The sequence below is a fragment of the Streptomyces sp. NBC_00258 genome, from assembly GCF_036182465.1.
Taxonomy (GTDB): Bacteria; Actinomycetota; Actinomycetes; order Streptomycetales; family Streptomycetaceae; genus Streptomyces.
On sequence record NZ_CP108081.1, the window covers coordinates 4842275 to 4867786 of the forward strand.

Sequence of the window (25512 nt, forward strand, 5' to 3'; positions counted from 1 at the left end):
GAGAATTGCGATGACCACCGATTCCACGGCAGTCCAGCCGGAAGTGGTTGTGGACGAGCTCCTCAACGACTTGGCTCAACTGCCCGACGTGACCGGCGTCCTGCTCGGCTCGCAGGACGGCCTACGACTGGCTCACGCGGGACCGAGCATGGACGGCAAAATGGCGGACCGCCTGGCCGCAGTGATCAACGGCGCCTATTCGCTCGCTCACGGTGTCGACGACGGCAAGGGCCGTGTCGAACAGATCCTTATCAGGAAGACCAGCTTCCTGCTGTTCATCATGAGCGCCGGGAGCCCGCCGGCCGTGGTGGCACGGAACGCGGGACGCGACCCGGACAAGGTCGAAAGCGTGCTGGGCGTGCTCACCAACACCCGGGCGGACGAGGGAGCCATCGGTTTCGCGATGGTCAACCTGATCAAGCGGATGGGCGAGCTGCTGGCCACACAGGCCCGCGTGGGCGGGACCCCTTCCGGTGACGGCCAGTGAGATGGCGTCCGCAAGCACCCCGGCCTGGACCGTCGAGGACACCGAAACCCCCAGCCTCTACGTCCTGACCGGCGGCCAGACCAAGCCCACACACGACTTACAGATCGAGACGCTGCTGTGGGCCGAGAGAGAACCGCCTGCCGGCCAGCCGCCGGAAGCCGAACAGGCTGTGGCGTTGTGCCGGGAGCAGCCCCTGGCCGTCGCTGAGATCGGCGCCCTGATCGGGTTGCCCTTCCAGATCACCAGGATCCTCATGTCCCGGCTGATCGACTTCGGTGCGCTGAATGCCATGACCGCCACACACTCCGCTGACCTTCCCGACGTTGCTCTCCTGAAGGCCCTTCGCAATGGACTCCAAAAGCTCTGACCTCGGGCTGCCACGCCGGCTCGGCGGCGCGAATGCCACCTCCGTCAAGATCGTCGTCGCCGGCGGGTTCGGCGTCGGCAAGACCACGTTCGTGGGCGCCGTCTCCGAGATCACCCCGCTGCGTACCGAGGCCGTGATGACGGCCGCCTCCGAGGGCGTGGACGACCTCACGCTGCTGTTCGACAAGAAGGCGACCACCGTTGGCATGGACTTCGGCCGGATCACCTTCCCGCAGCTGAACACCGTTCTGATGCTGTTCGGCACGCCAGGGCAGACCCGGTTCTGGTTCATGTGGGACGAGCTCACGCGAGGAGCCCTCGCTGCGGTTGTCCTCGTCGACACTCGCCGCCTCGACGAAAGCTTTCCCGCGGTCGACTACTTCGAGCGGCGCGGCCTGCCCATCATCGTCGCCGTGAACGAGTTCGACGACGCCTGCCGCTACGACCCCGCCGAAGTCGCGTCCGCTCTTGCCCTGCCGTCCACGGTTCCGGTCGTGCTGTGCGACGCCCGCAAGAGGTCGGACGCGGCTGGCGTACTCGCCCATCTCGTCGACCACGCACTCACCCGCTCATATGCCCCTGCCACCGTTCTTCAAGGAGCACAGCTGTGAACACCCACGCTCCGTCCGGTCTCCTGTCCGCCACCGGCCACGACGTCGACTGGCAGAGCCACCTGCCCGAATTCTTCGACCCCACGGCTCCGCCCGTTGGCGCGTTCGACGCCTTCGCCCAACAGGTCGCCAACGCGGCCGGCACTCCGTACGCCATGCTCAACTGGGTCGGCAGCGAGCAGTTCTTCCTCGGTCTCGCCAACCCCTCCGGAGGCGAACTGCCCGTGGTGGGCCGCGCCATGCCGCTGACGCACGGCTTTTGCCCGCACGTCGTCCAGCGCCGGGGCTCGCTGGTCCTGACCGATGTCCTCGACTTCGACGAGTTCGCCGGCAACCCGGTCGTCGACGAGATCGGGGTCCGCGTGTACGGGGGAGCCCCTCTCATCGACGAGCGCACGAACCATGTCTGGGGCACGGTCTGCGTGGTCGGCACCGAGCCGCGAGACCGCTCGGAAGGTCGCCCGCTGTGGACGCTCATCGACCACTACCGCGACCTCTTCATGACCGAGTTCTACCGGCGTACCAGCTCGTAGCAGCACCCGCGCGCCCGGCCGCACCACCCGCGACCACCACCCCGAGGGGGAGACAACGATGCCCACGATGTCGTCCACGACTCCGGATCTCACGCCCGGCTACGAAGCCCTGGTCCAGCACTTCGACGAGTTCGCTGCTGCCGAAGTCACCCCCCGAGTCCAGCGCATGGAGTCGTCCCCTCACGCCGTGGAACGCGACCTGGCCCTGCTCATGGCCGAGCAGGGATGGTTCGGCGCCACGATTCCCCGTCGTCCGTACGGCGGCATGCACGCGGGACATCTCGCGAAAACCCTCATGATCCAGAGGATGGCGCGGGCCTCGGGCGCGGCCGGCGCCATCCTGCAGGCGAGCCAGCTGCCCGTATCGATGATCATCCACTTCGGAAGCGACGAGCAGAAGGCCCTGCTGCTGCCCCAGGTCGCCTCCGGGGACATACTGCTGTCGATCGCGGTGACTGAAGAGGAGACCGGCAGCCATGTGCTCGGCATGGAGACCACGGCCCGCCGCGACGGCAGCGACTGGATCCTCGACGGCAGCAAGGTCCACATCGGCAACAGCCACATCGCGCACGTCCACTGCGTCGTGGCCCGCACCGACTCCGCCGAGAAGGCCGGCTCCCGCGCACTGACCGCCTTCCTCGTCGAACACGACCGCGACGGACTGACCGTCGAACCGCACCGACCCTCCCTCGGCCTGCACGGCTTCAGCTTCGGCAAGCTCACCTTCGACGGCGTCCGAATACCCGAGGCCAACGTGATCGGCGAAGTAGGCGATGGCAAAGACATCGCCTACAGCAGCAGCATCCTCTACGGCCGTCCCAACCTCGCCGCGGTGTCCCTCGGAATCCACGAAGCGATCATGGAATGCGCGACCGGCTTCCTTGAGGGCCGCCGCCGCTACGACGGAACCCTCGCCGACCTCGCCGTCCTGCGCGACCGGGTCGGTGACATGAAGTCCCGGCTGATGGCCAGCCGCGAGCTCGCCTACCTCGCCGTACGCATGCTCGACTCCGGCCGCACCTGCGACGACCGACTCATCAACTCCAAGTACCTCAACCATAAATGGGCCGTTCAATCGGGCCAGGACGCCATGGAACTGCACGGCGCCCACGCCCTACGCACGGACTATCCCCTCCAGCGGCTATGGCGGGACGTCCAGCACACGTACTCGCCTGCCGGAACTGGTGAGGTTCAGCGCCAGCGTCTGGCCGAAACCGAGCTCGGCGCCCCTCCCGTTCAGTGGTCCGAACGGCTCGCCGCCAAAACCTCGCTCTTCATCCCCACCAGCACAGCCACCTGACTCCAGGCTCCCGCGCCCTCAGACACGACGACCGGCTGCGGGGACCCCTCGACTCCCCTGTCTGCCTCCAGTACCTGCCGCCCCGTACAGGCTCCACCCGTCGCATGGGGCCTGCCGACAGCACGGCCGGCCATGGAACAGCTCAGCGGCCCTCTGTTTTCCGCCTCCTACTCAACCGACACGGAGCACCTCCATGACGATCACAACTCCCGTCGTTCCTACGGCCGACACGGATGTGTCCGCGCTGTTGGTCGAGGCGCGGCGGGAGCTGGACAGCATCGCAAACCGGGGCATCGTCTCCGCCCCACGTGCCGTCGCCGACTCGCTCACCACACTGGAGGAGCTCGCCCCCACCCTGATCCCGCACGCCCGCACCCTCACCGCACGGCTCGGCGACAGGGAACGCTCCGAACTCCACGAGCTGATTGAGCGGACCGAGGCCCGTGCCAACTCCCGGCCGCGGGCGGACCTCGCGTACGAACACCTGCTGGTGCTGGTCAGCCAGTTGCAGGAGCTGCTGCGCTGGCTGGAGCGAGCGCACGGCATCTCGTGTCGACGCACACAGGCAGCCGCCACCAGGCGCCGCAGCAGCAAAGAACCTCACCCCGACCAACCGGGGTAGCGGTCTGCACGCCGTGCCAATCGGCGCACCTACGCCAGCCTCCGCGTCCTGGCCCAGGCCCGGTACCGCATGCCAGCGCCGGACATCGCCGTAGCTCTGTCCATCGGTGCCCCTGCTGGGCTCTGCCCCGCAGGGCGCAGAGCCCATACCAGCCACACCAACACAGAAGGATCATTAGTGACCCGGTTGACCGACTCTGACACGCCCCGTCGTGCCGCCCCGCGGCACCTTCCCTCGATGCGTCCGTATCAGGAAGAGGTGCACGCCGCGATTGTCACCGGGCTGACGAACGGGAACCGGGGACAGTTGCACGCGGCGTGTGGGTCCGGCAAGACATTCATGGCGCTGCGTGCGGTGGAGGAACTGGTCCCGGGAGACGGGATGATCGTGGTCCTGGCCCCGTCACTGGCCCTGGTCGCTCAGATTCTGCGTGAGTGGCAGGACGCCAGCATGGTCGAGTTCCGTGCGATGGCGGTCTGCTCGGACGAGAAGGTCTCCGATGTCCCGGTACGGACCGAGGATTTTGAGGTGCCGGTCAGTACTGATCCGGACGTGATCACATCCTGGCTGAGCGGTGGGGGACGCCGGGTGATCTTCGGTACCTACATGTCGGCCGCCCGGGTCGGTGAAGGTCTGCGGCAGGCCAGCCTCGAAGTCGACGTGCTGGTGTGTGACGAGGGGCACCACCTGTTCGGCAAGCGAGATGCCACCCGTCGTCGGATCGTCACCGACTCGACGTTCCTGCCCCACCGCCGCCGACTGGTGATGACGGCAACGCCGGACGTGACAGTCGGCCAGGCTGAGGATGCGTTGACCTGGCGGAACGAGGAACTGTTCGGGCCGGTGCTGTTCCGGTACCCGTTCGCCCGCGGGATCGCCGAAGGGTACCTGAAGGACTACCGGCTGGTGGTGCTGGGCGTCAGCGACGCCGAGGCTCGTGCCTTGCTCGCCAACACCGCATCCGACTACGTCGACGGCGAGATCGCTCTGAGGACCGTCGTCGCACAGGCCGCGCTGGCCCACGCCCGAAACACCTACGGCACCGAGCGCGCCATCACCTTCCACCCCCGGGTGCAGCAGGCCACCGACTTCGCACGCACCCTTCCCGCCACCGTCGCTCGCCTACCTGCTGCCAAGCAGCCGGCGGGCAGGGTGCATGCCACCCACATCAGCGGCGTGATGGACACCGCCGAGCGGGAGGGAATCATGGCGCTGCTGGCGCAGCCGCCCGCCGGCGGATGGACGGTTGTCTCCAACGCGCAGTGCCTGACCGAAGGCGTTGATGTTCCGGCGGTGGACACCATCGTGTTCACCCATCCGTCCCGGTCCGCGGCCAGAGTGGCCCAAGCCGTGGGCCGGGCCATGCGCCGAAGCCGCCACACTGCCTCCATAGCCACGATCATCGTGCCGGTCATCGTTCCGGACGACACCGCCGAGGTCGACGGCGAACTCGACGCCGGGGACTTCGAGGTTCTCTTCGAAGTCGTACGTGCCCTCAGGGCCCACGACGACGTCTTCGCCGCCGACCTGGACCGGGAGCGCGCGAACCGGTCTCTGCGTGCCGCCCGAGGGAAGGACGCCGAGGAACCGGGCGAGTGGGAACCCGAGGAACCCGGCTTGCCGAAGAGGATCACCTTCCATCTGCCGGAGGGCACATCCGACCGAATCCTTGATCAGCTGCGGCTGCTGACGGTACGCAACTCCACCTCCTCCTGGTGGGAGGGATACGCGGACGCGGTCGCCTTCCACCAGGAGCACGGCCACCTGAACGTGCCGGAGAAGTACCTCGGCGCCAGTGGCCGCAGGCTGGATGCATGGCTGGGTACCTTGCGCAAGCATCGGCGCAAGGGCTGGGTTCCCCAGGACCGTATCGACGCCATGGACCGCATCGGCGTTGAGTGGGAACCGTTGGATGCCCGTCGGCAGCAGCTGCTCAGCGATGCCCGCTCGTATCACGAGGAAAACGGCAACCTCGATGTGCCGAACGACCATGTCACGGCAGAGGGGCGGCTGCTGGGCTCGCAGTTCAAGGCGCTGCGTGCCGCCTACCGTGAAGGCCGCCTCCACCAGCCCCTGATCGACGCGCTGGACGAAATGGGGATGCGCTGGGACCCGCAAGCCGCCAAAAGGCAGGAACTGCTGGACGCCTGCGACCGCTACCGCCAGCGCTTCGGAAACCTCGATGTACCGGTCAAGTACGCCGACGACGAGGGCTACCGCCTCGGACCAGCCCTCTCCTACACGCGCTCCGTTGCCCAGGGCGCCATCAAAGACCGGGCCGGAATGCCGCGGACGCTGGATGCAGACCACCGTGCCGAACTGGAGCGACGCGGAGTTGTCCTGGACCTTCGGTTCACTGCCATGGACAAGGACCTCAAGGCAGCCCTGGTCGAGAAGGTCCAAGCCGGCACGCAACTCCAGGAAGCCCGTGAAGCGCTCGGCCTCAGCGATTCTGCTGTCACGACGGCACGGCAGAAGGACACCGAGTTCGACGCTCTCCTGAGAGCCGCACGCCAGGCGCGCTACCGGCTCCTGGACGCATCGGAGAAGCAGGCCCTGGTTGACAAAGTCGCCTCCGGGACCTCAATGCGACAAGCCCGCAAACTCCTTGGTCTCTCCGCTTCCTCCATTGTGACGGCACGACAGAAGGATGCCGAGTTCGACGCCCTCCTGAAAGCTGCGCTTCAGGAACAGAGCCGTCCCTTGTCCGCGTCGGAAAAGAGAGCCCTGATCGACGAAGTCGCATCCGGAACCTCACTTCGACAAGCCTGCGAAACCCTCGGGATCCGGCGTAGCCCCTTGACCACCGCACGACGCGACGACTGCGACTTCGAAAGAGATCTGGTCAGCGCATCGGACGGCCGCATACGCCCCGCCAAGGGGCAGCTCACCGGATCCGACAGCTCGCGCCCCGAAGAGCCTCAGTAAGAAACGGAGCCATCCGGAGTGCCCGAAATACCGCAAGTCCCCTCCACACAGAGGTTGTTCATACCGCTGCCGGTGCAGCGTGAAGCCGACATCATGGCCCGTGAAACCGGGATTGAGCCGGTGATCGCCTACGAGGGCGCAGTCGCCATCCATCTCACACACGTCAACGGTCGCCTGCGCATCGAGACCGTTTTCCGACGCAGCAGCAGAGGATGGAAACGCTCCGACTACCAGTTGTTCCATGACGGCGAGCGACGCCTGACACCGCAGTCATGGCCGGAGTACCACGCGTTGGTGGAACGTATGTCCGCCGACGTTGACGCTCCAGTAACCCTCCCTGCTCTCATTCCCGTCGGTGATCCTGAGACGCTTCCGGTGGAGATCCGCAAAGAACTCCGCCAGTGCGAGACACGCCTGAACGGCCGGGACGACATCTCCGTCTGCGTCGGCCGCGACGGCAAGGGGCGGTATGTGATTGCCGTTACGTCCTCGAACGCGACCCTGCACGTGGCCTTCGAAACCCGATACCGCAGCGGCCGGAAAGGGGCCACCAGCGCGAGCACCAACTCCGTGCGAGTGGTCACTACGGACGGGAAGGACCTCACCGACGAGGTCGAGGGCAAGCTCAACAAGGCACTCGCCCGGCTCCTGGGTGGGCATCCCGGCGCCCCTGCGATGGACGTCGGCGCGGGCCGCGTGCGGGAAGCGCAGGGCGGTGGGCCAGCGGACCGTAAAGGCACGGTCCTGCGGGAGTAGCGCCACTGAACCCCCACCGCTCACTCCCCGAAGGCACCGAGGGCCTCCATCCGATAGATACGGACCAACTGGGGTAACGGTCTGCACGTGGTGCCAATCGGCGCTTTCGTCCTGTGCAGCCGCACTGACGGCGCTCAGTTCACCGATGAATGGCGGGGCTCGAGCCGGGGCTCGCTGAGACCTCTCTCTGCCACACCGGCCACGACCCAAGCTGCGGAGATCTCCGCAGCGTTCGCGGCCCCACCGTGAAGCCCTGGCCTGCCGCAGGACCGCTCTCACGCCGTACCGACGAGTGCCAGGGCGGTACCCAAACGCACTGCACAACATCATCAGCACCCTCTGGGAAGGTCATGACACCACCTCGACACATCAAGATCGCCAGCTGCAACTTCGAGCGCAACGGCGGTGGCGAAAAAAAGAAATGGTTGGCCATGCACCAGCGGCTGGCCGATCTCAAGCCGACGATCCTGTGCCGCCAGGAGAATCCCGGGCATGCCCGTACCGGAAGCGGAAGAACGCTGTTCAACGCCTCCCAACGCATCCTGGGCCTTTCCGGGGAGCTCGGCCCGGGGATGGGCGCCACGTCCCTGTACTACGACCCGGAGGTTTTCGAGCAGGTCACCCTGTGGGACACCGACTGGCCGAACTGGCTGCTACCGCCCACCGCGATGACCCTCCGGGTGCGCGGCACCGACGACGTCGACCTGGTGGCGGCCTGTGCACACCTGTCCTACAACTCGCCCTCCCTCCGACCGATTCAGACCGAGGACGTCACCCGGTTCGCCGACAAGGTCGAGACGTACCTGACCCCCGACGGCGAGGTGGAGCGGAAGCTGCCCGTCCTCGCCGTCGGCATGGACGGCAACAGCTACATCGACCCCGACAGGCTCGTTCCCGGGGAACTGCCCATCCCGACCCTGGCGGAGATCAAGGATCCGCAGCACCGCGCGCACCGCAGCTACGAGATCGCCCCCGGCCAGCGGGTGATGGACTCCCGCCCGGACCGGATCCTGCTGACCGCCGGTCTGGAGGACGCGGCACGGCACGCCGCTCTCCAGCCCGACGGCCCCGGTCTGGCCGCCGTCGCGCCCACCGTGGACTCATCGGACACCCATGGCCCGGCCCACCGGGTCGACCGCGTCTACACCACCGACTTTCTCCTGCCCGCCGTCGTGCATGCCGAGGTCGTCGACATGAAGGACCTGAGTGATCACCACACCGTGGTGGTGACGTACGACCTCGATGCCGTCATCGAGATCTACCTCGACCGCTTCGGCCCTGCGGCCTGACACACCGGCCCACCCGGGCCGTCCGGCTTCCCACGCGGACCAGTTCGCGGTGTCCTGCTCGAACCCGAAGAAGGAGACCTGTTGACCTGCGACGGCACTGAACTGCGCGTTGCCTGCTGGAACCTTGAGCACGTGCGCCACGAGGCGCTGCATAACCGAGTGGGGGTGTAAGACCCCCGCCTTCCGGCGGTCGCAGCCGACCGGAAGAAGCTGAGGACAGTCCGAACCGGGGAACGCCGACAAGGGCAGGAGCAGTCCTGACAAAGCCTGGACGCGCCAGAACTACCAGATGGTGTGGGTCGGGCAAGCGAGGTCAGAAGGTGTAACGAGAGTGAACCGGCATTCGAAGCCCCGTAACAGTTCCAGCGGCTCAAATCTGGTGGATATGGGCCGTGATGCAGTGCGTGCTCCCTCTCTGTTTACTAGGGGGGCAACTCCGAAGCCGACTGTGTTTATCGGCGAGGAGGCCGTGCCGAATGTCTGCGGCGTAGGTACGGAGATGCTGCCGGGGTATAGCCGGACGCCTAACTGGCCAATCGGTTATGTGGTGAACGTGGGAACCGCCTGCGGTTCCCCTCTGCTCCGGGCATCCAGTCCGGAAAGTGGGAAGGTCCGTTGCCGACTGACGGCCGCAGTGTGGGACGGAGGCCCCGTAGTAGTCCGAGCGTGCGAGAGGCACGTACATGGCGAAGGGGGCCAGCAAGTCAGCAGTAAGGATGCTGGAATGCCAGGAGGACGATGGTGAATACCGACGAACTGGAGTGGGCGGTCGCTAAGGCCGAACGCCGGGTACTGGAGATCCAGACCAAGCTGCACCGTTGGGCAAACGACGATCAACATCGCAGGTTCAATGACCTGTTCAACCTCGTGGCCGATCCCGCCTTCCTCTTGGTGGCGTGGTACCGGGTACGAGGGAACAAGGGGGCGCGCACGGCCGGAGTGGACGGCAAGACGGTCCACTCCATCGAGGCCGGACAGGGCGTCGAGGGGTTCCTCGACAAACTGCGCTCTCAGCTCAGAGAGCTGACGTTCCGGCCGGTACCGGTGCGGGAAAGGATGATCCCCAAGGCGGGCGGAAAGCTGCGCCGTCTGGGCATCCCTACCGTGGCGGACCGGGTGGTCCAGGCTTCTCTGAAGCTGGTGCTGGAGCCGATCTTCGAGGCGGATTTCCTCCCGTGTTCCTACGGGTTCCGCCCCAATCGCCGGGCCCACGATGCAATCGCTGAGACTCGCATGATGGCATCCAAGAGCTATGAGTGGGTGGTAGAGGGCGATATCAAGGCGTGCTTTGACGAGATCTCGCACCCGGCCCTGATGGACCGAGTGCGGGGCAGGATCAAGGACAGACGCGTCCTGGACCTGGTGAAGGCATTCCTCAAGTCAGGCATTCTTTCCAAGGACGGCCAGGCACGGGAAACCCGCACCGGCACCCCGCAAGGAGGCATCCTCTCACCGTTGTTGGCGAACATCGCCCTTTCCGTGCTGGACGAGTACGTGGCCGGTATGGACGGGGGGCCGAACTCGACCTCCTACGAGCGCAGGAAGCGCAGGCGCCAGGGACTCGGAAACTATCGGCTGGTCCGGTACGCGGACGATTTCCTGATTCTTGTGTGGGGCACCCGCGAAGACGCGGAGGCCGTGCGCGACGAGGTCGCTTCGGTTCTCGTACCGATGGGGCTCACCCTGTCGGAGGAGAAGACGTTCATCACGCACATCGACGAGGGGTTTGACTTCCTCGGGTGGCACATCCAGCGCCATCTCAAGCGGGGCACGGACAGGCGGTATGTCTACAACTACCCCTCCAAGAAGGCGCTCAACGCCGTCAAGGAGAAGGTCAAGAAGATGTGCCGGAGCAGTACGAACCTTCCCTTCACCGCCCTGTTGCACCAGCTCAATCCGGTGCTCTTCGGGTGGTGTAACTACTTCCGCCCCGGAGTGTCGAAGGTTACGTTCCAGTACCTCAACCACTACACGTGGAAGAGGGTGTTCATCTGGGCGTGCCGTAAACACAAAGGAATGCGGTTGAGTGGGTTCCGCCGAGTCTATTGCGACGGCGGTTGGGAGCCCGTTACGGAGAGCGGGAAGCTGTTCCAGCCTGGCCGGATGGCTACCACGCGATACCGGTTCCGCGGATACAGCATCCCGACACCCTGGACGGTGACAGCGTGAGATCACAGAATGCCCGAGCGGGACTTGTGGAGAGCCCGGTGCCCGGAGACGGGCACGCCGGGTTCGGAAGGCGGTCCGGGGAAACCCACCAGCGGCAACGCTGGCAGGGCGCCCCGGGCCGACCTTACAACGGAGGTGGCGCCCAGACGCGTCATCTGGCGCATCGCATCCTCGCCTCGTACCGGCCGCACATCGTCTTCCGGCAGGAACTGACCGGTGCCTGGGACCACGGCAAACGCGCCCTGTTCGAGGAGGCGACCGCGCTCGGCGGACTGTTCCCGTTCATGGCGTCTCCGCGCGAAGGCCGCAGCCGGAACCCGACGGGCGTGATGGTTGATCCTCAGCTGTTCGAGATCGTCGCGCATACCGATCACGATCTGCCGTGGAAGGCGATCTGCCACGTCCAGGTGCGCTTTAAGGGTTGCCCCAAGACGCTTCATCTGGCGTCTGGCCACCTGTGCCATTTCGATCCCGACATGCGGGCCACCGAAGCCCGGCGGTTCACCACCCTGGCCGACCACCGCCGCACCGCCCTGACGGGCATGGACGGCAACAGCTACCCCCACCGCAGTGCCGACGAGGTCTCCGAAATGCTCGTCTGGGCAGGGGTTGAAGACCCCGTCCATTTCCAGCACCGCACCATCGAGCGCAACGGCGTACGCGTCAGCGACACGCGCCCGAGTGAGATCCTCACCGGCGGTCCGAAGGCCGTCTTCGCCGACCTCGCGCACCATGCCGGCACTGTTCTCGGGCAGCCCGGGGCGCTGGCTCCGACCGCCAGCCTGAAGCGCACGGACCAGGGCCCACCGCAACGCATCGACTGGATCCTCGGCACCCCCGACTGGGCGCCGGCCCTTCGGCGCGTCGAGGTCATCGACACCGAGGACGTCCGACGGGTGACCGACCACGCGCTCGTCATCGCCACCTTCGAGCTGCACGCCGTGCAACAGATCCTCAGCACCGCCGTGTAACCGGGCCGACGTGGCACGAAGACGCCCCAGCCGTGCTCCGAAGTCCCTGCTGGTTGCCCGTCTGACGCGTCGGGGCGGCGAGACGACACGCCCTACCCGCTGAACGAGTGCCTTCCGATCCTTCTTCGACGACATCGAGGAACTGACCGACCGTGAATCAGCTCCAGAAATGAAATTCCCCGACTTGCAGGGGGAGACGGTGCCCAGTGAGAACTCCGCCGCGGGCGCGCCAATGCGTAACCGGTCGGCCCGCCAGGCTGATCAAGCCGCTCCGCGCCCCGAACATGCCGTCATCCCACCCACCTCATCGGCCTCATCCGTTTCGGCCGTCGGTGTTTCGGCCACCGCCGCCATGTGGTGGACCCGCCTGAATCAACGGCCACGAGCGTGCGGACCGCGAGATTGGGCGGCTGAGGATACGACCCAAACACGTGCGTTCGAAGACGGACGTCGCGTCGTTGTTCCGGTCGTCATCAGCCATCCCCCCAAGTTGGTGCTGGAGGTGCCCAGTTGCCTGCCGTTCAGGCTGCCCCGAATGAGCTCCCGACGGCCTCATGGCCGTTTGCGTCTGCCTCCCCGTTTACGGACAGGGCGAGGGGAGGTGGCCGGTGAGCGTCGAGCCCGCCTCTCCGGCGCCTGATACGGCGGCGCCGCTCCGGTTGCCGCCTCCACCGCCTGCCGAGCTGCGCTACGGCGGCCGGCACGCCAAGAATCCCCTGACGGACGCATCGTTTGCGCAGATGTGCCGGCGGCTTCCGTCGGTGCTGGCGCAGACCGCGCGGATGGCGTGGGTGATCGACCGGCGAGCCGTGCTTCTGCTGGCGAGCTGCCAGCTGGCCATCGGCATCAGTGCCGCTGTTCTGCTCACCGCCACATCCCGTGCGATGCGCTGGATCCTGGCCGACGGTGAGGTGGACGACCGGCTCCACCAGGCGCTGCCGGCCCTGCTGGTCATCACCTGTGCGTCAGCGGCAGGGCGGGTGGCGACCGCGCTGTCCTCATACGCGGACGGCCGGATCACCCCGCGGTTGACGACCGAGTCCGACTGCGCCCTGGTGGCGGCGGTGTGCCGCATGGAGGCCGCCGCGCGGGCGGAGGACGGCTGCGCGGACCGGCAAGAGGCGGCGGAGATGGGGGTGGTCCGCAGCCACGTGATGGTGCAGGACGCCACCCGGTTCACCGCCGCTGTCGTACGTATGGTCAGCGCGAGCGGGGTGCTGTCGGTGCTGCACCCGCTGTTGCTGCCGCTGTTGCTGCTCGCCGTCGTCCCCGCCGGCGTGGGCGCGGTCCTGCACGCCCGCGTCAACTACGAGACCCACTACGCCAACGTGGGCGACCGCAATGTTCGACAGAACCTGCGCGGCTGGGCGACCAGCGTGAAGTTCACCGACGAGATCCGCGCCAACGGCATGACCTCGTATCTGGTGTTCTGGTACCGGTCGATCTCGGAGCGGATCGACGCGCGCACCCTCGCCGCGGCGCCGAAGATGTTGCGGATCGTGCTGGTCAGTTCGGCGATCGGTGGCCTCTTCCTCGTCGCGACTTGGGCGGGGCTGGCCTGGCTGGCGGCCAGCGGACGGATCGAGCCGTCGATCGCCGCGACCGCGGTCGTCGCGGTGCAGACCGCGCTCGCCGCCCTCAGTCAGCTCGTCATCTACGGCGCAGCCATGTTCCACACCTCCCTCTACCTCGCGGACATGGGTGGCTTTCTCGACTACGCCGCCGAACGCGCCCCAGACCGAGGCGAGTTCACGCCGAGCCGGCCGGTGGAAGAGATCCGGCTCGACGAGGTCGAGTACCGGTATCCGGGCAAGGACAACCCGGCCGTGGCGGGAGTGTCGCTGGCGGTGCGCAGCGGCGAGATCCTCGCCGTGGTCGGCGAGAACGGCTCGGGGAAGTCCACCCTCACCCGACTGCTCGCCGCCATCTTCCTGGCCGACAAGGGCAGCGTCTCCTGGAACGGCCGCGACGTCGCCGACCTCGACCCCGACAGCCTGTGGGACCTGTCCGGGCTGGTGCCGCAGAACTTCGCGCAGTGGCCGCTGTCCGTCCGCGACAACGTCACCCTCGGCCAGCCCCGCGAGGCGGGCGATGACCTGGTGTGGCGGGCACTGGAGGAGGTCGGGCTGCGGGACGCCGTCGAGGAACTCCCCGACGGCCTGGACACGCTGCTGGCCCGGGAGCTGTGGGGCGGGACGGAACTGTCCGGCGGGCAGTGGCAGCGCCTGGCATGTGCGAGGGCCCTGTATCGCAGGTCAAGCCTGCTGATCCTGGACGAGCCGACCAGCCAGATGGACGCCCGCGGCGAGCACGCCATCCTCGAAGAGATCAAGACCATCGCGGCCGGCCGGATCACGATCGTGGTGACCCACCAGCTGGTCAATACCAAGATCGCCGACCGGATCATCGTGATGGAACACGGCCGGATCGCCGAACACGGGCCGTACGACGAACTCGCCCACGGCGGTGGCCTGTTCGCCGAACTTCTGGCCCTGTCCACAGACCGCTGACCCAACTACGTCGCGCCCCGGCCCTGGGGCGCGACGACCCCACCACTTGCCCGCCGTACCGATGGAGGATTCCGTGACCGCACCAGTGCTAACTACGACCACGGCGGCGCTGCTCGTCAGCGCGGACGGCCGCTACCTGCTGCATCTGCGGGACGCCAACAAGAACATCTGCAGCGCCGGACAGTGGTCCCTGCCCGGAGGCCATCCCGAACCCGGCGAAAGCCTCGACGACACCATCGCCCGCGAACTGATGGAAGAGGCCGGCCTGCACATCCCCGACCTCGTCCCGCTCGCCGTCGTCGAGGACACCAACGCCGACGACCGGACCACCAGCCGGGTCCAGGTGTACACCGGGACGTGGGACGGCGACCCCGCTCTGCTGCCCCTCACCGAGGGGATCATGCTGCGCTTCACCGATGCCGAGCAGATCCCGTATCTGACCATGGACCCCGGCACCACGGCCGTCATCCGCCACCACCAGAAGGGCCCACGCCCGGACGGTGGTGCCGCCGACGCGTTGCCGGTGCTGCGCCTACGCGATGCCGGCACGAAGACGGTGCCGAACGTTATCGGCGTCCATCTGTACCTGGAACGGGACGGCGAGATCCTGCTCGGGTTGCGGCATCCCGACTCCGCCTACGCGCCCCTGGAGCACCACTTTCTGGCCGGTCACTGCGAACGGGAATCCGCCATCGCCTGCCTGATCCGGGAGGCTTGGGAGGAGGCCGGGTTGGTGATCAAGGCTGAGGACGTCGACCTCGTGCACGCCGTCCACCTCGTCGACTCCCCCGGCGCTCAGCCGCGCCTCCAGCTGGTCTTCCGGGCCCGAACGTGGCAGGGCGAACCCCAAGTCCTGGAGCCGGACAAATGCGTCAGCTGGAGCTGGTGGCCCGCCGGCACCCTCCCCGAGCCCACCGTCGCGTACACCCGGGCCGCCATCGACGGTATCCGGCACGGACGCCCCTACACGGAACTCGGCTGGGCCTGATCCCTACCCACTAATTCCCTCACCGCCCCAGGGCATGAAGACCACCTCGATGCCCGCCCCACCCGCATCCCTCACCAACGCAGCCGTGGACAAGACCTCGGCCACTGCCTGAGACACAGCACTTCACGGCCAACACCTCCCCCTGCGCCACGTCCACAAAATCCGTCGCCGCACTGCCGGATAAGGAGCACACCGTTGCAGCCCTTCACCCCCTCCTTCAGGCAACAGGACTGGGAATCTGGCGTTAGAGCCCTTCACCTCTACGTCCTTCCCGACCCTGCCGTCGACTCCGACCTCTTCACCCTTATCTCGGAGTGCCGTACCGTCCTGCACGACTATCCCGTCTGGTGCCTGCCCGACGACCTGGTGCACATCACCGTCGAGATGGACGCCTACGCGCCCAGCACCGGCATCAGCACCGACGAGCGGGCTCGCCTCATCGCCGCACTGAAAGCCCGGCTGACCGGCGTCGAACCGTTCACCGTCCTATGCGGCTCCCCGATCGCCAATCGCACCGGAGCCATCCTCGACACCTATCCCGACCTGGGCCTTAGCGCGTTGCGCAACCTGGTGCGCAACGCCCTGTGGGAGGTACACGACAGGCCCGCCATCACCGACAGCGGTGGCCGCGGGCACGCGTCACTCGGCTACGCCTACGGCAACGCCGACTCTGACCCACTCCAGAGCGCCCTACGCAAGATCACCCCCAGCCATGCCCCGCTGACCGTGTCGCACCTTGACCTTCTCGACGTGCGCTGGACAGCCCACCCGACACCGGACGACAACGTCCGCTGGAAGATGAGCTGGGACCCCATCGCGCGCCTTCCTCTGGGAACCGCTTGATCTCATCTCGCTCTCACAACCTCAACGCCCAATGACCACAAGTTCACGCCCGCCCTCCCCGGCGAGCCCTCGGTCCTGGCCTACCAGGTTGTCTGCAGCGGGAACGCCAGCCGGCGGCGTGGGGCGGGCGATGACATGTCAGAAGCCCAACTCCGTGTCAGAACGGCGGAATCCGCACGGTTCCACGTGGCTCTGCAGGGCCTCCACCACCTGCTCCTTACTCGCCGGATGACATCGCCCGCTCTTCGCCGCTGCCCAGCAGTCCCCTCGGTGAACCTTGACCATTCGCCACTGAAGTTTGACCGGTGCTCGATTACGACGGGCCAAGCCGGCTAGTCGTGCGGATGCTGCTGGCCTGCCGTTCCTTGGGGTATCGCCGCGATACGGGTCTAGGGGCAATGATGCGATCTTGAAGCCACGAGTACGTTCGGTGGCCTGCTGAACGCACGAGGGGTGTGGCTCGTTTTGAGGGACGTGCACGGGTGGCGGAAGAGGGAAGATCACGAACGCCTCGTCACATCGATCCGCGCGGCCCTGTTGATCTCGGCACTCGCGCAGGCCGGCCGTCCGTGTAGATCGAAGTGCTCGCCAGCCCAACCGAAGCTCCTTCCTGTGGCAGTTGATGGGTGACGACGTCGTCCATGTTGTTGCCGACCTGGAAGGAGGAGCTCCGTGGGGAGCAGCCCGATCACCTTGGCCGTCGCTCTTACGGTGCTCGGTGTCAGCCGGATCACCGCACGGGCGGTCGCGAAGGTGCTGTACGAGCGCGCTCGTCGCGCCACACTGGTCGCTGTGCTCGACACAGACCGCCACAACGTCGCGGAGCTTCGAATCCACCACGATCCCAATGCCTGCGATCTTCACCTGCGGAGGCGTGACCCGCAGGACGACGACCTTGGACCTACGGGTGCGCCACGGCGGTGCGGGTGACGACGGCGGCGGATTTTGACGAACTGTTCGTGGCGCGGTTCGCCGCGGTGGTGCGCGCCTTGGTGGTGCTGGGAGCCGACCGATCCACGGCCGAGGACCTGGCGCAGGAGGCGTTCCTGGTCGCCCTGGGCGACTGGGAGAAGGTCGGACGCCTGGACAGACCAGAGGCTTGGGTAGCGAAGATCGCGGTCTACAAGTGGCGCCAGCTGCGCAGAACGGTGGTCCGGCGACAGGAGCTGTCCCGGCGGGCGTGGCCGTTCCCCAACGCGTGTGAACCGCAGCCCGCCGAGGATGTCGAGAGGCGGTCCGACGTGGTGAACGGCTTGCTCGGTCTGACCGAGCGGCAGCGCGAGGTGCTGGTGCTGCACTACTTCCTCGACCAAACTGTTGACGAGGTAGCGCAGACGTTGGGAATTGCGCCGGGCACGGTCAAATCCACACTGCACGATGGTCGTGCTGCGTTGGCCAAGAGCTTGGAGCCGAGTTACGCGGATGAGTTCAGGAAAGGGGGGCAGAGCTGATGGCTGAGGAATCCGACGACTTCAAGCGGCTGCTGCACGAGGCGACACAAGACGTCGAATACTCCCCCGAGGACCTGGCGGCCCGCTTGGACAACCTCAAGCGGCGTGCTGCGGCCCACGCCGCGAGGACTCCCACGCCCTCGGATCCACCAGACACCGTCCGGCCGGACCGCGTCCCGTCGTTTCGACCGTCGGGCGTTCTCGGCGAGATCATCGACGCAGTCCGTGCCGACCTCGCGGAGCGGCAGGCGCGTGTCAGCCTCGACGAGCTCAAGGAGCGCGCGGCCAAGGCTCCCGCGGCCAAGGACGGTCTCGCCGCCCTGCGCGGGGACAGCGTCAAGGTCATCTGTGAGGTCAAACGCTCCAGCGCCTCCAAGGGCGCGCTGGCCGCGATCGCCGACCCGGCGGCGCTCGCCGCCGACTACGAGGCGGGCGGCGCGGCCGTCATCTCCGTCCTCACCGAACAGAGCCGCTTCGGCGGCTCGCCGGCCGACCTGGAGGCGGTCCGCGCCCGCGTGGACATCCCGGTCCTCCGCAAGGACTTCATCGTCACCTCGTACCAGCTGTGGGAGACCCGGGCCTACGGCGCCGATCTCGTGCTGCTGATCGTGGCAGCCCTCGACCAGCCCGCCCTGGAGTCGCTCATCGAGCGCGCCGAGTCCATCGGGCTCACGCCGATCGTCGAGGTCCACGACGAGGACGAGGTCGACTGTGCCGTCGCCGCGGGCGCCAAGGTCATCGGCGTCAACACCCGGAACCTCAAGACCCTCGACGTCGACCGCGGCACCTTCGAGCGGCTCGCGCCGAGGATCCCCGACCACATCGTCAAGGTCTCCGAGGGGGGCGTGCGCGGGCCGCACGACCTGATCGCGTACGCCAACGCGGGCGCCAACGCGGTACTCGCGGGCGAGTCACTGGTCACGGGTCGCGACCCGCGGTCGGCTGTCTCCGACCTTGTCGCTGCCGGTGCCCAGGAGGCCGCCAGGCGCAGTAACTGAGGAACCGTGTCTCTCGTACCCGGCCAAGCTGCGCCTTGTGCAGTAGGCGGTCCACACCATGGCACCCTCCCTCAGAACGAGCTACACCCACGCACGAGGGAGTTCTCGACTCGCCGTACGCCCTACTCCTCGTCGTCCTCGTACGGGATAGGCACCAGAGGGAACCGGTCCTTGACGGTCGCCCATACCTGGCTGCTCATCTCGGCCTTGAGTACGTCAGCGTCACGGGGAAAGTCGTCGAGGTGCGGGCAGTTGATGAGCCGGTACTGCTGGGAGAAGTGCTGCCAGCAGTAGGCCGCTCCGGCAGCGAAGATGTGCTTGCCGAGGGGTTGCATGCAGTCTGGGCAGATGGCGACAGGACCGAGGTACTCGTGGATGTCGAGGGCAATGTCCCCACAGCCGGTGTACTCCATGAGCCCATCGGGCATGGCCATGGTTTGCCCCGTCTCCCGCAGTTCCAGCGTCCGCAGGGTCTCGGTTGCCTTCACAGACTCGCTGGCTGCCGTGGGCGCGAAATTTTCAAGAGCCGCAAGCCACTCCTCGCGGTTCGCATACGGCTCACGGTTGCGGACGTCGAACCAGAGATGAGCGAAACACCCGACGACAGCTTCGGGCCGATCGAGCAGCGGCGTGAGCGTGATGCAGGAGCCATCGGTCTCGCCGCAGCTCGGGCAAGTGTCAGGTATCGCCACAACGGTGCAGTGTACGTTGGAGCTCCGTGCCGCCCGTTGCCGTCGCATTCCGGCGGCAAGCACCGACACTGAGGGCTGGGGCTGTAGGCCCGTCCCAGTGTCGCCGCGGTCGCCGAGCGCGACCCCGCCGCCCGCCGCCGAAGTAAACCGGGCACTCAAGGCTTCAGGACGTCCCGTGGCCCCTTTGCGCTTATCTCGGCGATCTCCCCTCCAAGCCGCCGAGTCCCACGCGGTCAAACTTCAGTGGCAAGCGGTCAAGGTTCAGTGTCACCGGACACCAAGCGGCCACGAGGAGACCATGCGTGCTCCTTTCCACTGGGCGTCCGACGAGGACCTCGACTTGTGCAACTCTGCCTCCTGCCGTTTGTGATGGCCGGATGAAGGGGCGACGATGCCACGGGGACCTCTGTCGACGGACTTCACGCGCCTGCGCGCCGTGACGAACGCGCACCAGCGGGGCCGGAAGTTCGAGCAGCTCCTGGAGCGGCTCTTCCAGCAGGCGCACTTCCGTGTCGACCGTGATGCGGGGATCGCAGCGCCACGGCAGACAGACCTCGTGGCCCGTTACGGCGACGTGTGGTACCTGATCGAGGCGAAGTGGCAGAACGCCCCGGCCGACGTGGACGTTTTCGACGCCGTCCTCCGGCGGTTGCAGCGGGCGGCATCGTCCCAGGTCATCGGTGTGATCGTGAGCGTGTCGGGGTTCACCGACACCGTGATCGAAGAGGCGGCGAAGTGCCGCGGGCAAGAACTGGTGCTCCTTCTCGGCGAGGAGGAATTGGCCGAGGTGCTTGCCGCGCCCGCGTCCGTGGCGGGGCTGCTGCACCGCAAGCGGGAGCAGCTCGTCACCCACGGCCGCGTGCATCTGGCCGCCGGTGCCAAGCCCCGGCGGCGCAGGCGGCGCCCCTCTACCGACCTGCCCGCCTCCGATCTCAGGCTGCTCGGCACTGACCTCGCCCCGCTCACGTACGTGGCGGGCGACGGAGGCTTCACCGACCTGGTGTTCGTCCAGGAGCTCCCGGACGTGGACTGGGTGCCGGCCGACGGGAGCGGAGTGTGTCTCGATCTGCCGATCGGCGCCTTCGACGAGAACGGGCTCGCCGACCTCCTGTCCGCCCTGGCGTCGCTGGGCTGGACGACCTCCCAGCCCCAGTGGGCGATCCAGCAGGCCACCCGCAACTGGCACGGCGTGGGCGCCCGCGAATTCCTCGACACGCTGCGAGCCTGGAAGGAGCGCTACGACGGCCTGGACGAGGGCGATGTGCACCACACCGAAAAGGTGACCTACGTCGACACGTTCCAAGACGGAGGTTTTTACACACTGGCCGCAGACGTCGCCAGCCACCCCTCACGCATGGTCCAGCACTGCAACGTGTCGTTCCAGCTCACCGGCATCCCACTGGACACCCAACCGCTCCGTCACGTCTTCGAGCAGTTCGACGCCGTCGGCACCGGCTACTTCCGGCCTATGACGGCCAAGGCCGTCACGCGGGACTGGCTCCCGGAGCCGCTACCGCTGGAAGTCATCGGCTACCTCGTCTCCCACGACCCGTTCCCATTCGACGAGCTGGACCTGGCCGACGACGAAGCCGCTGACCTGCCCAAGCCTCCCGACGAATGGGTGATCGGAATCGTGGCCAAGAACCCCTTGCGGGATACGGACGTGGCGTCCGCCCCGGACGGCTGGCCGGGCGAGCTCGAGTCCAGCAGCATCATCGTGTGCAGCCTGCGCAGTCACCACCCGCTAAACGACATCCCCGACGGCTACCGCCTGTACACGTGGGAGCAGGCCCGCACGACGGACGCGCGCGTCCTCCGCCCCGTCGCCGACTGGTGATCGATCGCACAGACCAACCCGAGGGAGCACCACAAGAGCCAGCCGGCCGGGGGCCGTGGGACGTGGGCCAGATACGGTCTCTTGCTTCTTTCCCACTGGCAGAGTTCGGGTGCGTCCGTCGGCGGAGACTACGGCGTGGTGCGGTTCGTTGGCCGGGTGCAGTCCACCTGTCAGGGGCAGTCCGGGCGGATCACTTCGCAGGTGGGCGAGGGTCTACGGTGGCCGTGGTGACGCGAACGTCGATACCGTTCGGTGGGGTTGTCGCATCAACTGCGCGCAGGAGAAGGGGAATACGGGTGGAGAGCACTTTCACGTCGCAGCAGAGTCACGTGCGGGGGCACCGGTGACGATGTCCCCGGCTCAGTGGGCGGCCGCTTTCGACTACCTCGAAGCCGTACTCCTGCAGGACGCGTCGAAAGCCGCGTCAAGTGCGCGGATCCTGGCCGCGCCTGGACAGATCGCCTCCACGATCGCAGGTATGGCAGACGAGCTGATTCCGGCCCTCTTGAACCAGGCATTCCAGATCAGCGACACCACGAGCGAGGCCGAGCTCCACACGGCTCACGAGACGATGGCCACCGACCGCGGAGCGCAGGCGTCGGCGCTGATCCATATGGCTCTGTGTGCATGGGCCGACGACAACCCCACCGATACCGAGGCCCAGGACCTGGCCCTGGTCCTTCTGGGCTGGCTGCAGCTGATGGCCGGAGCGCCTCCCGGCGACCACGAGGAGACCCTGCTGGTGCTCGGCTCGGCCCGGCACATCATCCGGGGAGGAACACCGTGAACCGCGACGAACTGCTGCAGGCCGTCGACTACCTGGAGGCCGTCGTCCGCCAGGACATGGCTCGGCTGGCGCAGATCCGGGCGAGCGTGCCGCCGCCGGTCACCCTCGACTGGGTCGCGGCCGGCTTCGCACTGCACTGGATCGCGTCCGTCGGCCAGGTCCCCGACGCCACCGTGTCCGTACTCACTGATCTGCGCCGTCCCGCCCCGATCGCAGGCACACTCGACGATCGGTTGATGACGCTGTACGGGCAGACGCTGCTCCACTGGGCCCGTCACCGCGGCAACCGGGACGACGACGCCGTCGCCCGACAGGTCCTCGGACTGATCCGCGCCACCCAGAACACCGACGATGCCGGAGTCCTCGCCCTGCTCGCCGCTATCCGCAACGTCCCGCAGGCCACGACCCCGTAAGCCCCGGACCCTAGATGCCACAAGCACCGTCAAGCGCGTGCTGTCGCACCGAGACGGGTTCAGTCATCACCAGGGAGCCACTGCGGTGATGTCGCCTCTCGCAGGGGTCAGGTGGGAACCACAGCCCGCATGATCACGCCAAGGGTGGCCCAGTCGACCAGTGCATCACCTGGCAGACGGGAGGAGAGCAGGTCCGCGACACGGTGGACCTCCATTGCTCCCGCCGCGGCGGTGCCATCGCACGTCTCGTGCCGGGCCTTGAGGTCCTCGCACTCGTCGTCGGTCAACTCCAGGTAGCAGGTGCGGCGCTGGGCGGCCAGGAGAGCGGACTCCGGCCGGTTGTCCAGAGAACGCAGCCGGGCTCGGTCGACAACCAGGCCGAGTTCGTTGGCCAGCGCCGGCACGCCTTGGTCTTGGTGCTCTCCTCGGAGATGGCGTGGACTGTCGAAGTCTGCGGTCGGCAGGCGCAGGGGGAACCTGGTCGGCCCGGCGATCGGCGGAGGGGCACCGAGGCTGATGGGGTGGCGCAGGAGGACGACCTCACTGTCGGTCCATACCGGGTGCCGCCGAAAGGCGATGAGGCTGAGCACGTCGCCCCGGCCGACGACCAATTCCTCGGTGACGAGATCGTCGGGGTGCCTCACCTGTGCGGTGATCGCCCACCAGGAAGCTTCTCCCGGATGGCGGGGATTCGCGTGCGTCCAGTCGATCGTTGCGGCATCGAGCAGCCGGCCGGCCTGGCGCACGGCATCCCGCCATTGGTGGTAGCCGTAGTTGCGTACAACGGGGAGCCGTACCTGGCGCTCCCCGCCCTGGCGGCGCCAGCCGCGGTCAAGGCGCTTGAGCACGGCGGCGGCAGCATCGGCCGGAGTCTGTGCCACGGGGACGGCACGCTGCCCCGCCCACCGGCGGGTCGCCTCGTCGGGCGTGGCCACCTGCAGGATCAGACGGTCACTGGCCCCTTCAAGATCAAATACAGGTCCAGGCGTGTGGAGCGCGCCGGGAGCGGGGGCCGGTGCGCGCGTGCTGATGATCTCATCGGCCCATGCGTAGGCGCCGCGAAGCCACTGCCCCTGTTCATCGGAGAGCATCTGGCCGTCGGACCGGTGGGGGACGAGCACAACGAGGCGGTCCACTTGCTGCCAGCCGTCCTCCAGCTCCGCGATCAGGCTGTGCTGCCAGGACGCATCGAGTTCCGGGCTGGCCAGCAGCACGCAGGCGCCCCACTCCATGGGCATGGGCTGGCCTGCGTGCACCACGGCGAAGCGCCGGTCCCACTGCGGCAAGGGCATCACATCGGCCGGGGCGATGTCCGCCCTGCCGTGACGGTCATCGAAGCTGATCGTGAACGAGGCCGGCGGCTCACAGCACGCCCGCTGCTCGTCATCGACGCTCCAGGTAACCGCGTTCAGCCGACCGCTGCGCCCCTCGTGCACACCGCCGGTCACCAGCACCTCGCCGTACAGGGGCGGCGCACCGCTGGCCGGCAGGAGCAGTCTGTCGAGGAACTGGATAAGGCGCTGCACGCTGTGCTCGAACACGGTCTTGCCCGACGCCTCATAGCCGCCGTCTCGGCCCATCGCGTCGTGGGCCGTGAGTTCCTCCGACGTGAGGGTGTCCTCAAAGGGGATGCCGTGGGGTGCCTGCAGAGCGGCCCACCGGCGCCAGATCCGGCCTTCCAGCGGGGCGGGTGCTGCAAAGGCGCCACGGTCACGGACGACGGCCTCGATCTCCTGCGCGAAGAGGTCTTCCAGGTCCGCGCGGCCGATGAAGTTCCCGTGCTCATCGACGAGTTCGTCGATCCGGATTCGGGTCGACTCTTTCCTCGCGTCCGCCACCGTGGTGGCGACGTGGTTCAGGGGGCCGGGTAGCAGGGCGGTCAGTTTCTGGTGCAACTGCTTTGGATCGCCGAGCCGGTAGCGCACGGACCACAGGGAGATGTCCTCGATCGCGGTGCCGTCCTCAACGGCTACCAGCGCAAGGATCAACGCGAGGACGTCCCGCTCGCTGCCGTCCAGCACGTGCTGCTGCAGGGCTCGCGCATACGCCGCTTTCCAGTGCGGTACAAGGCGGTTCGGCATGCCGAGATCCTATCCAGCAGGCAACTGCCCATCCTCATGGCTGTGATGAACCTGCGAGCCCATGATGCCCGGAGGACGCGCCCCGGCGGCCAACGCACCCTGCCGCTGAGCGGGTGCGTCTTACGGCACCGCTACAGAAGGGGACGGCACCCCTCCACCGGCTGCGCCGAATGGACTTGGATGTGGGGTGAGTTCGCTTCAGTACTCGACGTCCCCGCTCACCGCGGCCATCATCGTGGACCGCACCGCCCCCAGATAGTTCCAGGCCGGCCCCATCTCCTCCCACAGCGAGCGGCGAGCAGGCTCATCCTCCCAGGTGGCAGCGATGTCGTACCGCAGCCGGGCCGCCACGTCCTTGGCTGCCGCACCTGAGTGCCGGGTGCGGTAGCCGATCTCCTCCGCGGTCGGCTCCGGCAGGGTGGTGTGCTCCCAGGCAGCCAGGACCGCGTCCGCGTGCCGCACGATTGGCTGCGCGCCCCGGACGTGCAGGTCAACCAACTCGGTCATCGGTGAGTCGGCGGCTAGGCGTTCACGCCAGGGGGGCAGGAATTCCTCCTGCAGCAGGGTGATCTCCTCGGCCAGGACGGCGACATTCTCCGTGTGCAGGCGCAGCGTCCACGGCTTCGCGCTCGTATCCCGGGGAAAACGCGGGTGCTCCGCCTCCTCCAGGCGCTGAACCAGCTGGAAGAACTCCGCACCGCACTTGACTTCCTCAGCGGTGGGCCGCCATTCGTACCGGTTGAGCGAACGCGCGATCTCGCTCACCCTGCGCTGGTCGGGGGTCTGGGTCATGGCCGCCACCGTATGAGCGACGCCGTCATGCTGCCAACACCGGCCCGAGCCCCCAGCCCCGGCCGCGCGGATGCGCTGCATGGGCCGA

The 25512-nt window shown here is 67.3% G+C and carries 24 protein-coding genes; 19 read left to right on the top strand and 5 right to left on the bottom strand.

Annotated elements, in window-relative coordinates; translation table 11 throughout:
* The first annotated feature begins 10 nt into the window (after window positions 1-10).
* The 10 genes from OG718_RS21415 (at window position 11) to ltrA (ending at window position 11061) form a co-directional block, all read left to right on the top strand.
* Window positions 11-487 carry a roadblock/LC7 domain-containing protein gene (locus OG718_RS21415; RefSeq protein WP_328844859.1) on the top strand — a complete coding sequence of 159 codons (477 nt, stop codon included), beginning with the start codon at window positions 11-13 and terminating at the stop codon, window positions 485-487.
* A gap of 1 nt (window position 488) precedes the next feature.
* The gene (locus tag OG718_RS21420; protein ID WP_328844860.1) at window positions 489-854 is read left to right on the top strand and encodes a DUF742 domain-containing protein; all 366 of its coding nucleotides are present in this window, start codon (window positions 489-491) and stop codon (window positions 852-854) included.
* Window positions 835-1464, top strand: a complete 630-nt coding sequence (locus OG718_RS21425; protein ID WP_328844861.1) for a GTP-binding protein — start codon at window positions 835-837, stop codon at window positions 1462-1464. The genes OG718_RS21420 and OG718_RS21425 overlap by 20 nt, the downstream gene beginning before the upstream one ends.
* On the top strand, window positions 1461-1997 hold the full coding sequence (locus OG718_RS21430; protein WP_328844862.1) for a GAF domain-containing protein: 537 nt from the start codon (window positions 1461-1463) through the stop codon (window positions 1995-1997). The genes OG718_RS21425 and OG718_RS21430 overlap by 4 nt, the downstream gene beginning before the upstream one ends.
* A gap of 58 nt (window positions 1998-2055) precedes the next feature.
* The gene (locus OG718_RS21435) at window positions 2056-3297 is read left to right on the top strand and encodes an acyl-CoA dehydrogenase family protein (RefSeq protein ID WP_328844863.1); all 1242 of its coding nucleotides are present in this window, start codon (window positions 2056-2058) and stop codon (window positions 3295-3297) included.
* A gap of 193 nt (window positions 3298-3490) precedes the next feature.
* Entirely contained in the window at window positions 3491-3919 is a 429-nt protein-coding gene (locus tag OG718_RS21440; protein ID WP_328844864.1) for a hypothetical protein, read from the top strand.
* Between the two features lie 177 nt (window positions 3920-4096).
* On the top strand, window positions 4097-6847 hold the full coding sequence (locus OG718_RS21445) for a DEAD/DEAH box helicase (protein WP_328844865.1): 2751 nt from the start codon (window positions 4097-4099) through the stop codon (window positions 6845-6847).
* A gap of 93 nt (window positions 6848-6940) precedes the next feature.
* Window positions 6941-7603, top strand: coding sequence for a hypothetical protein (locus OG718_RS21450; protein WP_328844866.1), 663 nt, complete (start codon window positions 6941-6943; stop codon window positions 7601-7603).
* 350 nt (window positions 7604-7953) lie between these two features.
* Window positions 7954-8892: a hypothetical protein gene (locus OG718_RS21455; protein WP_328844867.1), complete on the top strand. Its 939-nt coding sequence runs from the start codon at window positions 7954-7956 to the stop codon at window positions 8890-8892.
* A 738-nt stretch (window positions 8893-9630) separates the two neighbouring features.
* Window positions 9631-11061 (top strand): group II intron reverse transcriptase/maturase, encoded by a 1431-nt coding sequence (ltrA, locus tag OG718_RS21460; RefSeq protein ID WP_328844868.1) that lies wholly within the window; start codon window positions 9631-9633, stop codon window positions 11059-11061.
* A gap of 2 nt (window positions 11062-11063) precedes the next feature.
* Here ltrA and OG718_RS21465 read toward each other — a convergent pair whose 3' ends face one another.
* The gene (locus OG718_RS21465; RefSeq protein WP_328844869.1) at window positions 11064-11525 is read right to left on the bottom strand and encodes a hypothetical protein; all 462 of its coding nucleotides are present in this window, start codon (window positions 11523-11525) and stop codon (window positions 11064-11066) included.
* 12 nt (window positions 11526-11537) lie between these two features.
* Here OG718_RS21465 and OG718_RS21470 point away from each other — a divergent pair, with 12 nt between their 5' ends.
* The 4 genes from OG718_RS21470 to OG718_RS21485 all read left to right on the top strand — a co-directional run bounded on the left by OG718_RS21470 (window position 11538) and on the right by OG718_RS21485 (window position 16373).
* On the top strand, window positions 11538-12032 hold the full coding sequence (locus tag OG718_RS21470; protein WP_328844870.1) for a hypothetical protein: 495 nt from the start codon (window positions 11538-11540) through the stop codon (window positions 12030-12032).
* 554 nt (window positions 12033-12586) lie between these two features.
* Window positions 12587-14542 (top strand): ABC transporter ATP-binding protein, encoded by a 1956-nt coding sequence (locus OG718_RS21475; RefSeq protein ID WP_443055132.1) that lies wholly within the window; start codon window positions 12587-12589, stop codon window positions 14540-14542.
* A gap of 73 nt (window positions 14543-14615) precedes the next feature.
* Window positions 14616-15530, top strand: a complete 915-nt coding sequence (locus tag OG718_RS21480; RefSeq protein WP_328844872.1) for an NUDIX hydrolase — start codon at window positions 14616-14618, stop codon at window positions 15528-15530.
* 195 nt (window positions 15531-15725) lie between these two features.
* Window positions 15726-16373, top strand: coding sequence for a hypothetical protein (locus OG718_RS21485; RefSeq protein WP_328844873.1), 648 nt, complete (start codon window positions 15726-15728; stop codon window positions 16371-16373).
* 138 nt (window positions 16374-16511) lie between these two features.
* Here the strand turns inward: OG718_RS21485 and OG718_RS21490 are convergent, their stop codons facing one another.
* Window positions 16512-16658, bottom strand: coding sequence for a DUF6233 domain-containing protein (locus OG718_RS21490; protein WP_328844874.1), 147 nt, complete (start codon window positions 16656-16658; stop codon window positions 16512-16514).
* 641 nt (window positions 16659-17299) lie between these two features.
* Between OG718_RS21490 and OG718_RS21495 the strand changes: the two genes are divergently transcribed.
* Together OG718_RS21495 and trpC are read left to right on the top strand one after the other, a co-directional pair.
* The gene (locus tag OG718_RS21495; protein WP_328844875.1) at window positions 17300-17824 is read left to right on the top strand and encodes a SigE family RNA polymerase sigma factor; all 525 of its coding nucleotides are present in this window, start codon (window positions 17300-17302) and stop codon (window positions 17822-17824) included.
* Window positions 17824-18822: an indole-3-glycerol phosphate synthase TrpC gene (gene trpC / locus OG718_RS21500; protein ID WP_328844876.1), complete on the top strand. Its 999-nt coding sequence runs from the start codon at window positions 17824-17826 to the stop codon at window positions 18820-18822. Before OG718_RS21495 ends, trpC begins: the two co-directional genes overlap by 1 nt.
* Before the next feature lie 122 nt (window positions 18823-18944).
* On the opposite strand, the gene OG718_RS21505 is transcribed toward trpC, so the two are convergent.
* Window positions 18945-19310: a hypothetical protein gene (locus OG718_RS21505; protein WP_328844877.1), complete on the bottom strand. Its 366-nt coding sequence runs from the start codon at window positions 19308-19310 to the stop codon at window positions 18945-18947.
* A gap of 595 nt (window positions 19311-19905) precedes the next feature.
* Between OG718_RS21505 and OG718_RS21510 the strand changes: the two genes are divergently transcribed.
* The 3 genes from OG718_RS21510 (at window position 19906) to OG718_RS21520 (ending at window position 22551) form a co-directional block, all read left to right on the top strand.
* Window positions 19906-21351, top strand: coding sequence for a restriction endonuclease (locus OG718_RS21510; protein WP_328844878.1), 1446 nt, complete (start codon window positions 19906-19908; stop codon window positions 21349-21351).
* A gap of 343 nt (window positions 21352-21694) precedes the next feature.
* Window positions 21695-22138: a hypothetical protein gene (locus OG718_RS21515; protein WP_328844879.1), complete on the top strand. Its 444-nt coding sequence runs from the start codon at window positions 21695-21697 to the stop codon at window positions 22136-22138.
* Window positions 22135-22551, top strand: coding sequence for a hypothetical protein (locus OG718_RS21520; protein ID WP_328844880.1), 417 nt, complete (start codon window positions 22135-22137; stop codon window positions 22549-22551). Before OG718_RS21515 ends, OG718_RS21520 begins: the two co-directional genes overlap by 4 nt.
* A 107-nt stretch (window positions 22552-22658) precedes the next feature.
* Here the strand turns inward: OG718_RS21520 and OG718_RS21525 are convergent, their stop codons facing one another.
* Window positions 22659-24632 carry a hypothetical protein gene (locus OG718_RS21525; RefSeq protein ID WP_328844881.1) on the bottom strand — a complete coding sequence of 658 codons (1974 nt, stop codon included), beginning with the start codon at window positions 24630-24632 and terminating at the stop codon, window positions 22659-22661.
* A 198-nt stretch (window positions 24633-24830) separates the two neighbouring features.
* Complete coding sequence (locus OG718_RS21530) at window positions 24831-25424, bottom strand: hypothetical protein (RefSeq protein WP_328844882.1); 594 nt, start codon at window positions 25422-25424, stop codon at window positions 24831-24833.
* Between the last annotated feature and the right edge of the window lie 88 nt (window positions 25425-25512).

Excerpts from the sequence above, each read along its gene's own strand:
- OG718_RS21455 (WP_328844867.1), top strand. The coding sequence starts at position 7,954 with ATGACACCACCTCGACACATCAAGATCGCCAGCTGCAACTTCGAGCGC.
- trpC (WP_328844876.1), top strand. The coding sequence starts at position 17,824 with ATGGCTGAGGAATCCGACGACTTCAAGCGGCTGCTGCACGAGGCGACA.
- OG718_RS21435 (WP_328844863.1), top strand. The coding sequence starts at position 2,056 with ATGCCCACGATGTCGTCCACGACTCCGGATCTCACGCCCGGCTACGAA.
- OG718_RS21510 (WP_328844878.1), top strand. The coding sequence starts at position 19,906 with ATGCCACGGGGACCTCTGTCGACGGACTTCACGCGCCTGCGCGCCGTG.
- OG718_RS21440 (WP_328844864.1), top strand. The coding sequence starts at position 3,491 with ATGACGATCACAACTCCCGTCGTTCCTACGGCCGACACGGATGTGTCC.
- OG718_RS21470 (WP_328844870.1), top strand. The coding sequence starts at position 11,538 with ATGCGGGCCACCGAAGCCCGGCGGTTCACCACCCTGGCCGACCACCGC.
- OG718_RS21530 (WP_328844882.1), bottom strand. The coding sequence starts at position 25,424 with ATGACCCAGACCCCCGACCAGCGCAGGGTGAGCGAGATCGCGCGTTCG.
- OG718_RS21420 (WP_328844860.1), top strand. The coding sequence starts at position 489 with ATGGCGTCCGCAAGCACCCCGGCCTGGACCGTCGAGGACACCGAAACC.
- OG718_RS21525 (WP_328844881.1), bottom strand. The coding sequence starts at position 24,632 with ATGCCGAACCGCCTTGTACCGCACTGGAAAGCGGCGTATGCGCGAGCC.
- OG718_RS21415 (WP_328844859.1), top strand. The coding sequence starts at position 11 with ATGACCACCGATTCCACGGCAGTCCAGCCGGAAGTGGTTGTGGACGAG.
- OG718_RS21465 (WP_328844869.1), bottom strand. The coding sequence starts at position 11,525 with ATGGCACAGGTGGCCAGACGCCAGATGAAGCGTCTTGGGGCAACCCTT.
- OG718_RS21450 (WP_328844866.1), top strand. The coding sequence starts at position 6,941 with ATGGCCCGTGAAACCGGGATTGAGCCGGTGATCGCCTACGAGGGCGCA.
- OG718_RS21475 (WP_443055132.1), top strand. The coding sequence starts at position 12,587 with ATGGCCGTTTGCGTCTGCCTCCCCGTTTACGGACAGGGCGAGGGGAGG.
- OG718_RS21425 (WP_328844861.1), top strand. The coding sequence starts at position 835 with ATGGACTCCAAAAGCTCTGACCTCGGGCTGCCACGCCGGCTCGGCGGC.
- ltrA (WP_328844868.1), top strand. The coding sequence starts at position 9,631 with ATGGTGAATACCGACGAACTGGAGTGGGCGGTCGCTAAGGCCGAACGC.
- OG718_RS21490 (WP_328844874.1), bottom strand. The coding sequence starts at position 16,658 with ATGGTCAAGGTTCACCGAGGGGACTGCTGGGCAGCGGCGAAGAGCGGG.